Here is an 8,304-nt window from a genome sequence, read left to right on the forward strand (position 1 = left end):
CCATGCGCCGCCACCAGCTCGACATCCAGCTCAAGACGCCCGCGCAGGTCGCCAAGATGCGCGAGGCGGGACTCGTCGTGCACGCCGCCCTGGCCCGCATGCGGGAGGCCGTCGCGCCCGGCGTGAGCACGGCCGACCTGGACGCGATCGCCGAACAGGTGATCCGGGACGCCGGCGCCGTCCCCTCCTTCAAGGGCTACCACGGGTACCCGGCGACGATCTGCTCCTCGGTGAACGAGCAGATCGTGCACGCCATCCCGTCACCGGCGCAGGTCCTCAGGGAGGGCGACCTCATCTCGATCGACTGCGGCGCCATCCTGGACGGCTGGCACGGCGATTCGGCGATCACCGTCCCGGTCGGCGACGTCCGTCCCGGGTTGCTGAAGATGGCGGCCGCCGCCGAGGACGCCATGTGGGCGGGTATCGCCGCGGCGGCCCGGGGTGCCGCCTCCGGCCGCGGCCGGCTCACCGACATCTCGTACGCGGTGGAGTCCGCGGTCCGCAAGGCCGGCCGGTACGGCATCGTCGACGGGTACGGCGGGCACGGCATCGGCACCGAGATGCACCAGGACCCGCACGTGCTCAACCACGGCCGCCCGGGGCGCGGCCCCCGCCTGGTCCCCGGTCTCTGCCTGGCGATCGAGCCGATGATCACCGAGGGCTCGCCCCGCACGGCGGAACTCGCGGACGGCTGGACCGTGGTCACCCGCGACGGCTCCATCGCCGCCCACGTCGAGCACACGATGGCGCTGCTTGAGGACGGCGTCTGGGTTCTGACCGCGATCGACGGCGGCCGCGCCCGCCTGGGCGACCTGGTCACCTCCGCCGAAGCCGCCTCCCTCTAGCGCCCGTTCGGAAGGGCATGGTCGGCCGCGCCGGCCCCGGACGACCGGCGGCGTTGCCGGATCGCCGCCGGGGCCTCGCCGCGACTCGACCGAGCCTTCGCATAGGCGCTAGCCCGACCCGCCCACGTGCGGCCCCGATGGCGTCGGGGACGGCCCCTGTCGCGGCGCTATTGGTCGGCCCGGCCCTGGGACGATGTTGCGTGGCTTCCCGATCAGAAAGGCCCCTTACACCGCCGCCCGAAGGGCAGCTCCGGGGCGAGAACAACTCTGAGATCGGCGGGCGCGGGTTGGGGCTGCCGGCGGTGCGCGGGGGATGCGGTGGCATTCTGGATGCGTGGGACAGGGGGAGATGCGGGCCGGGGACGCTGACCGGCAGGCGGTGGCCGAGCGGCTACGTGCTGCCCTGAACGAGGGACGGCTGGAGCTGCACGAGTACGACGACCGGCTTCAGCGCGCCTATGCGGCGAAGACGTACGCGGAGTTGGACGGGCTGCTGAGCGACCTGCCGGCGGTGGCGCCGGCGGAGCGGTCACAGGTGGTGCCGGCGGGGGCGGCGGAGCCCTCGCTCGAGTGGGCGCCGGGGCCGGACGGCCGGTACCCGGGCGCAGCGCGCCGGTGGCTGTGGACGCAGTGGAACAGCTACTTCAAGGTCATCACGATTCTGACGGTGATCTGGCTGGTGTCCGGGCTCTCCGGGTACGGGCTGCGCTTCTACTGGCCGGTGTGGGTGGCCGGCCCGTGGGGTGCGGTGCTGCTGTGGCAGACGGTGAACGGGCTGGGCGGCGGGGAGCCGCAGCGCTGGGCGGCGCGGCAGGCGCGGCGGAAGCAGGAGCGCCGGGAGCGCCGAGAGCAGCGTCAAGCGGATACCGAAGGCACCGCGCCCGCCGACTAGCGCCGCCGCCCCACCCAGCGCCGCCCCACCCGCGGCGCCCCGTGACACACCCGAGCGCGGGGGTCGGGGACCTCGGTTTGGCGTCGATGCCGCGGTGCGCGTAGACTGGCTTGTCGGCGTCACAGCGTCCTGTCCGGCGTGCCCTCTCGCGCTTCTGAGGGTCGTGCCGGGGCCGCGGCTGGCTCGGGTCATTGGCCCGTGCGGACCTGTGTGCCGTCCGGAGTAACCGACGTCAGGTAGCGGAGGACATGCCGAAGAAAGACGGGGCCATCGAGATCGAGGGCCGAGTGATCGAGCCACTCCCGAACGCCATGTTCCGGGTCGAGCTCGCCAACGGCCACAAGGTACTGGCTCACATCAGCGGCAAGATGCGGCAGCACTACATCCGCATCCTGCCCGAGGACCGGGTCGTGGTGGAACTCTCGCCGTACGACCTCACCCGCGGGCGGATCGTCTACCGCTACAAGTAGCGCACGCTGCACCACTGGCGACGGCCCGGGGAACAATCTCCAGTCCGTCATAACTGTCCGGAGCGCCGCCCCGCGGCACGGCCGGGCGTTGATCGGAAAGTCGGTCATCCACCGTGAAGGTCAAGCCGAGCGTCAAGCGGATCTGCAACAAGTGCCGGGTCATCCGGCGCCACGGTCGGGTCATGGTCATCTGCCAGGATCCGCGCCACAAGCAGCGCCAGGGCTGAGCCGAGAGCCGGCCCCGCGCCGCTGAGATCCGCGCACAACCGAAAAGTTCGCCCCAGCCGCGGCACGTCAACGCGTACGTCTTCGTGGTCCACCCCCGGTCGGAGGCCGGGGCCCGCCTGGGCAGGCGGGGCGGGGCGAGGTAGACCTCCGTCACACACGAGGAGCACGCCCACATGGCACGTCTAGTCGGCGTCGACCTCCCCCGCGAGAAGCGGATGGAGATCGCGCTCACCTACGTCTTCGGGATCGGTCGTACCCGGGCCGCCGAGACCCTGACCGCAACCGGCGTGGACCCCAACAAGCGGGTCAAGGATCTGACCGACGAGGAACTCGTCCAGCTTCGCGATTACATCGACGCCAACTTCAAGGTCGAGGGTGACCTGCGCCGCGAGGTCGCCGCGGACATCCGCCGCAAGGTCGAGATCGGCTGCTACGCCGGCATCCGGCACCGCCGGGGTCTGCCCGTGCGCGGTCAGCGCACCCGGACCAACGCGCGCACGCGCAAGGGCCCGAAGCGGACGGTCGCCGGCAAGAAGAAGCCCGGCAAGAAATGAGTTCGGAATTCAACGCGGCCAACGTCGTGGTTGCGCAGGCGGGTCGATGCCGTGCGTGGTATACGCGGCCTGCGGGGAATTCTTACTAATAGGAGCGCAGAAGACTTATGCCACCGAAGGCTCGCGCTGGAGCCGCCGTCAAGAAGGTCCGGCGCAAGGAACGGAAGAACGTCGCCCACGGGCAGGCGCACATCAAGAGCACGTTCAACAACACCATCGTCTCGATCACGGACCCGACCGGCGCCGTGATCTCCTGGGCCTCCTCCGGCCAGGTCGGCTTCAAGGGCTCGCGCAAGAGCACCCCGTTCGCCGCCCAGCTGGCCGCCGAGGCCGCGGCCCGGCGAGCGATGGAGCACGGCATGCGCAAGGTCGACGTGTTCGTCAAGGGCCCCGGCTCCGGCCGGGAGACCGCCATCCGCTCGCTGCAGGCCGCCGGGCTGGAGGTCGGCCAGATCGCCGACGTCACGCCGCAGCCGCACAACGGGTGCCGTCCGCCGAAGCGTCGCCGGGTCTAAGGGGTAGAGAGAACAATGGCTCGTTACACCGGCGCTGACTGCCGCCGCTGCCGCCGCGAGAAGATGAAGCTGTTCCTCAAGGGCAGCAAGTGCGACGGACCGAAGTGCCCCTTCGAGTCCCGGCCGTTCCCGCCCGGTCAGCACGGCCGCGGTCGGACCAAGGAGACCGAGTACCTGCTGCAACTGCGCGAGAAGCAGAAGGCCCGCCGGGTCTACGGCGTGCTGGAGAAGCAGTTCCAGCGGTACTACGACGAGGCGAACCGCAAGCCGGGCAAGACCGGTGAGGTGCTGCTCCAGATCCTGGAGTCCCGCCTCGACAACGTGGTCTACCGGGCCGGCTACGCCAAGTCCCGGGACATGGCCCGCCAGCTGGTCAAGCACGGCCACTTCACGGTCAACGGCAAGAAGGTCGACATCCCGTCGTACCGGGTCACCGAGCACGACATCGTCGAGGTCCGGGAGAAGTCCCGCGAGCTGACGCCGTTCGTGGTCGCGCAGGCCGAGGCGGGCAGCCGGACCGTTCCGGCCTGGCTGGAGTCGATCCCCAGCCAGATGAAGATCCTGGTGCACACGCTCCCGGCCCGGCAGGTCATCGACACGCAGGTCCAGGAGCAGCTCATCGTCGAGCTCTACTCCAAGTAGTAGGGCCCGGTTCCGTCGGCCCGCCCCGCGCGGGCGGGCCGGCGGGTCATGTTGGCGGGCGTCATATGGCGGGCGCCCCGAAACACAGGAGAAACAGTGCTCATCACCCAGCGACCGACCCTCTCCGAGGAGTCGATCAACGACACCCGCTCCCGGTTCACCATCGAGCCGCTGGAGCCGGGCTTCGGCTACACGCTCGGCAACTCGCTGCGCCGCACGCTGCTCAGCTCGATCCCGGGCGCGGCGGTCACCAGCATCAAGATCGACGGCGTGCTGCACGAGTTCACCACGATCCCCGGGGTCAAGGAGGACGTGGTCGAGCTGGTCATGAACGTCAAGGAGCTGTGCGTCAGCTCCGAACACGACGAGCCGGTCAGCATGTACCTGCGCAAGCAGGGCCCCGGCGACGTCACCGCGGGCGACATCCAGCCCCCGGCCGGCGTCTCGGTGCACAACCCGGACCTGAAGCTGGCCACCCTGAACGGCAAGGGCCGGCTGGACATGGAGCTGACCGTCGAGCGCGGCCGCGGCTACGTCACCGCGGCGCAGAACAAGCAGGCCGGCGCCGAGATCGGCCGGATTCCGGTCGACTCGATCTACTCGCCGGTGCTGAAGGTCACCTACCGGGTGGAGGCGACCCGCGTCGAGCAGCGCACCGACTTCGACCGGCTGATCCTGGACGTCGAGTCCAAGCCGTCGATCTCCCCGCGGACCGCGCTGGCGTCGGCCGGTTCGACCCTGGTCGAGCTGTTCGGCCTCGCCCGGGAACTGGACGAGACCGCCGAGGGCATCGACATCGGCCCGTCCCCGCAGGACGCCCAGCTCGCCGCCGACCTGGCCCTGCCGATCGAGGAGCTGGACCTGACGGTCCGCTCGTACAACTGCCTCAAGCGCGAGGGGATCAACTCGGTCGGCGAACTGATCGGCCGGACCGAGGCGGACCTGCTCGACATCCGCAACTTCGGGCAGAAGTCGATCGACGAGGTCAAGATGAAGCTCGCCGGGATGGGGCTGGGCCTGAAGGACTCCGCGCCCACCTTCGACCCGGCGCACGTCGTGGACTCCTTCGGTGAGGTGGACTACGACCAGGACGACTACCGCGAGACCGAGCAGCTCTAACCAGAGCTGAGCTAACGAGGAGCACGACCATGCCCACGCCCACCAAGGGCCCCCGCCTCGGCGGAAGCCCGGCGCACGAGCGGCTGATGCTGGCCAACCTGGCCACGTCCCTGTTCCGCCACGGCCGGATCACCACGACCGAGACCAAGGCCAAGCGGCTGCGCCCGCTGGCCGAGCAGCTGATCACCAAGGCCAAGCGCGGTGACCTGCACTCGCGTCGCCGGGTCCTCACCGTGGTGCGGGACAAGGAGGTGCTCGGCGAGCTGTTCGACCAGATCGCGCCCCGGTTCGCCAACCGGAACGGCGGCTACACCCGGATCGTGAAGACCGGTCCGCGCAAGGGCGACGCCGCCCCGATGGCGATCATCGAGCTGGTGGAGGAGCTGGTCGTCGAGGCGCCGGCCCAACGGCCGGCGAAGAAGGCGGCCCGCCAGGCCGCGCAGCAGGACAAGGTCGAGGCGCTGGCCCGGGACGAGGAGGAGCCGGCGACCCCGCCGCTCGCCCAGTCGCCCGGCGCCGCCTCCGAGGAGCCGGGAGTCTCGGCCTCCGGTGACAAGGGCGCCGAGGGCCCCGGCGACAAGGCCGAGGGCGAAGACCAGTAGATACGTTCCGCGCCGCCGGGCCCGGCCCCTTCTTGGGGGACCGGGCCCGCGGTGTACCGGGAGGCGATGGCGTGGAGTCGGTCAGGGTCCGGATGGACGTCTCGTACGACGGCACGGACTTCTCCGGCTGGGCCGTCCAGCCCGGCCGGCGGACCGTGGCCGGCGTGCTGGGGGAGGCGCTGACCCGGCTGTGCGGCCCGGCCGGCGCGGACGGGCTCACCGTCGCCGGCCGTACCGATGCGGGCGTCCACGCCACCGGGCAGGTCTGCCACGTGGACATCTCCGCCGCCGCCTGGCAGCAGTTCGGTGCCACGCTGCCCCGGCGGCTCGGCGGGATACTGCCGCCGGACGTGCGGGTCCGCGCCGTGGTCGAGATGCCGCCGGACTTCGACGCCCGGTTCTCCGCGCTGTACCGCCGGTACGAGTACCGGGTCAGCGACGCGCCGTGGGGCGCCGAGCCGCTGCGCCGCCGCGACACGGCCGTCTGGCCCCGCCCGCTCCAGGTGGACCGGCTCAACGCCGCCGCCGCCGGGCTGGTCGGCGAGCACGACTTCGCGGCCTTCTGCCGCCGCAAGGAGAACGCCACCACGGTACGGGCGGTCACCTCGCTCACCTGGCACCGGGACGACGACGGCGGGGTTTTTGTGGCGACCGTCCAGGCGGACGCGTTCTGCCAGTCCATGGTCCGCAGCCTGGTCGGGGCGATGCTGGTCGTTGGCGACGGGCGGCGGGAACCGGAGTGGCCGGCGGCGCTGCTCAGCCGGCGCGAGCGGGCCGGCGAGGTCACGGTGGCGCCCGCGCGCGGGCTCACCCTGATCGCCGTGGGCTACCCGCACGAGGGGTACGGCGAGCGTGCCCTGGTGACGCGCCGCCGCCGGCAGCTACCGGCGAGCTAGCCCGCGGGCTGCGTCTCCGCCGCTCCCGCACCGACCGGCTTGGTGCCCCGCTTCTCCAGTACGCCCTGGCGCAGGTGCAACTCGATCAGGTCGTACATCATCTGCTTCGCGTACGGGTCGGTGTCCGGGAACGCCTTGCCGTCGGCGCGCGCGATCACCGCGTACACGAGGTAGTGGCCGCGGATGTCCCAGCCGACGTGCGCCGAGGACAGCGACACGGACTCGGTGCCCTGCCCCGCCACCATGCCCTGGAAGCGGCCCTGCTCCTTGTCCACCATGGGCTTGATCTGCTTGTACGCCCAGTCCGCGCCCTCGGCGCTGTCCAGGTTGAACACGCCGGTGGTGGCCAGGTACGCCTTGGTCGGGTTGCGCAGCGTGGCGCGAACCACCTGGGAGCAGCCCAGGTCGCTCAGCAGGGTGGTGATCTTCCCGTCCACGGCGACCTTGCAGTCCTTGGTGGCCTGCGTCTTCAGGACCTGGTACGGCTGCTCGTTCGGATTGATCTTGATTTGGGCGGCCGGGAAGACCTCCTTGACCGTGAGCGGCGCGGGGTCCACCTCCCGCGAGCTGATGTCGCGGGGCACCACGGTCGGCGCGGCCTCCGGGGTGGACGCCTGCGCGTCCTGGCCGCTCCGCTCGTCCTGCACGATGAAGTACGAGCCGAGCCCGCAGATGGCCAGCAGCGCCACCACGGCCACGGCGCTGAGCGCGATCCGGTAGAACCCCGCGTGTGCGCCGGTCCGCCAGTTGGTCGGCAGGGCCGGCGGCTGCGCCGGGGCGACCTGGACCAGGGCGGTGTTCGGGTACTCGTCGGGCGGGGGGGTGAGCGCGGCCGGGCTCTTCGGCGCGGTCGCCGGGGCGGCGGCGACCGGGGAGGTCGGCGCGCTGCGCGGCGCGACCCGGGTGGCGTCCTGCGGCATGGGCGGCATCGGCGCCGGACCGGCCGGTGCCGTGCGGGGTGCTTCGACCGGCGCCGCGGCCATCGCGGTGGCCGCCGCGCTGGCGATGGCGGTGGTACGTGGCGGCGCCGCGCTCGGGCGCCGCGCGGCGGCTGCCTCGCCGGCCGCCGCGGGGTGGCGGCCGAGCGTCTCCGGCGGCGCCGTTCCGCGGCGTCTGCGGGTCTCCGGCGGCGTTCCTCGGGGGCTCTGGATCTCCGGCGGCGCGGTTCCGCGGCGGCTCGGGGCCTCCGACAGCGTATCGCGCCGGCCTGGGGCCTCTGACGGCGTTCCGGGTCGGCCCGGGGTCTCCAGTGCCGGTGCGGGGCGGCCCGGGGCATCGAGCGGCGTTCCGGGGCGGCCCGGGGTCGCTGGTGGCGTTCCGGGGCGGCCAGGGGCATCTAGCGCTGTTCCTCGCCCGCGCTGGACGCCGGGCGGTGCCGTTCCGCGGCGGCCTGCCGGGCTCGGCGGGAGCGGCGAAGCGTCGGAGGGGGAGGGGCGGCGGCCCGGTGGGGCGGCAGGCGAGGCGGAAACGGCGGCGGCGCGCGCATCGGGCCCGACCAGCGCCCCGTTCGTACCAGCGCCAGCGGGCGCGCCGCTCACGCC

At 72.2% G+C, this 8,304-nt stretch carries 11 protein-coding genes; 10 read left to right on the top strand and 1 reads right to left on the bottom strand.

Annotation, left to right across the window (positions count from 1 at the left end; translation table 11 throughout):
• Nucleotides 1-2 precede the first annotated feature (2 nt).
• From map to truA, 10 genes are all read left to right on the top strand, one after another.
• Nucleotides 3-845 (top strand): type I methionyl aminopeptidase, encoded by an 843-nt coding sequence (map, locus tag KJS59_RS13290; protein ID WP_213453163.1) that lies wholly within the window; start codon nt 3-5, stop codon nt 843-845.
• Nucleotides 846-1,194: 349 nt separating this feature from the next.
• Nucleotides 1,195-1,737: a DUF1707 SHOCT-like domain-containing protein gene (locus tag KJS59_RS13295; RefSeq protein WP_213453177.1), complete on the top strand. Its 543-nt coding sequence runs from the start codon at nt 1,195-1,197 to the stop codon at nt 1,735-1,737.
• 248 nt (nt 1,738-1,985) lie between these two features.
• Complete coding sequence (gene infA, locus KJS59_RS13300; RefSeq protein WP_007073013.1) at nt 1,986-2,207, top strand: translation initiation factor IF-1; 222 nt, start codon at nt 1,986-1,988, stop codon at nt 2,205-2,207.
• 113 nt (nt 2,208-2,320) lie between these two features.
• Nucleotides 2,321-2,434: a 50S ribosomal protein L36 gene (gene rpmJ, locus KJS59_RS13305; RefSeq protein ID WP_073834917.1), complete on the top strand. Its 114-nt coding sequence runs from the start codon at nt 2,321-2,323 to the stop codon at nt 2,432-2,434.
• A 174-nt stretch (nt 2,435-2,608) separates the two neighbouring features.
• Nucleotides 2,609-2,989, top strand: a complete 381-nt coding sequence (gene rpsM, locus KJS59_RS13310) for a 30S ribosomal protein S13 (protein WP_213453164.1) — start codon at nt 2,609-2,611, stop codon at nt 2,987-2,989.
• A 107-nt stretch (nt 2,990-3,096) separates the two neighbouring features.
• The gene (gene rpsK, locus KJS59_RS13315) at nt 3,097-3,504 is read left to right on the top strand and encodes a 30S ribosomal protein S11 (RefSeq protein ID WP_020513613.1); all 408 of its coding nucleotides are present in this window, start codon (nt 3,097-3,099) and stop codon (nt 3,502-3,504) included.
• Nucleotides 3,505-3,519: 15 nt separating this feature from the next.
• Entirely contained in the window at nt 3,520-4,146 is a 627-nt protein-coding gene (gene rpsD / locus KJS59_RS13320) for a 30S ribosomal protein S4 (RefSeq protein WP_213453165.1), read from the top strand.
• A 96-nt stretch (nt 4,147-4,242) separates the two neighbouring features.
• Nucleotides 4,243-5,265: a DNA-directed RNA polymerase subunit alpha gene (locus KJS59_RS13325; RefSeq protein ID WP_213453166.1), complete on the top strand. Its 1,023-nt coding sequence runs from the start codon at nt 4,243-4,245 to the stop codon at nt 5,263-5,265.
• Between the two features lie 29 nt (nt 5,266-5,294).
• Nucleotides 5,295-5,867, top strand: coding sequence for a 50S ribosomal protein L17 (gene rplQ / locus KJS59_RS13330; RefSeq protein WP_213453167.1), 573 nt, complete (start codon nt 5,295-5,297; stop codon nt 5,865-5,867).
• 92 nt (nt 5,868-5,959) lie between these two features.
• On the top strand, nt 5,960-6,763 hold the full coding sequence (gene truA / locus KJS59_RS13335; RefSeq protein WP_213453178.1) for a tRNA pseudouridine(38-40) synthase TruA: 804 nt from the start codon (nt 5,960-5,962) through the stop codon (nt 6,761-6,763).
• On the opposite strand, the gene KJS59_RS13340 is transcribed toward truA, so the two are convergent.
• Entirely contained in the window at nt 6,760-7,683 is a 924-nt protein-coding gene (locus KJS59_RS13340) for a hypothetical protein (RefSeq protein ID WP_213453168.1), read from the bottom strand. The two genes, truA and KJS59_RS13340, sit on opposite strands and share 4 nt — an antisense overlap.
• Nucleotides 7,684-8,304 lie beyond the last annotated feature (621 nt).

Source organism: Rhizomonospora bruguierae (genome assembly GCF_018397995.1).
GTDB lineage: Bacteria > Actinomycetota > Actinomycetes > Mycobacteriales > Micromonosporaceae > Rhizomonospora > Rhizomonospora bruguierae.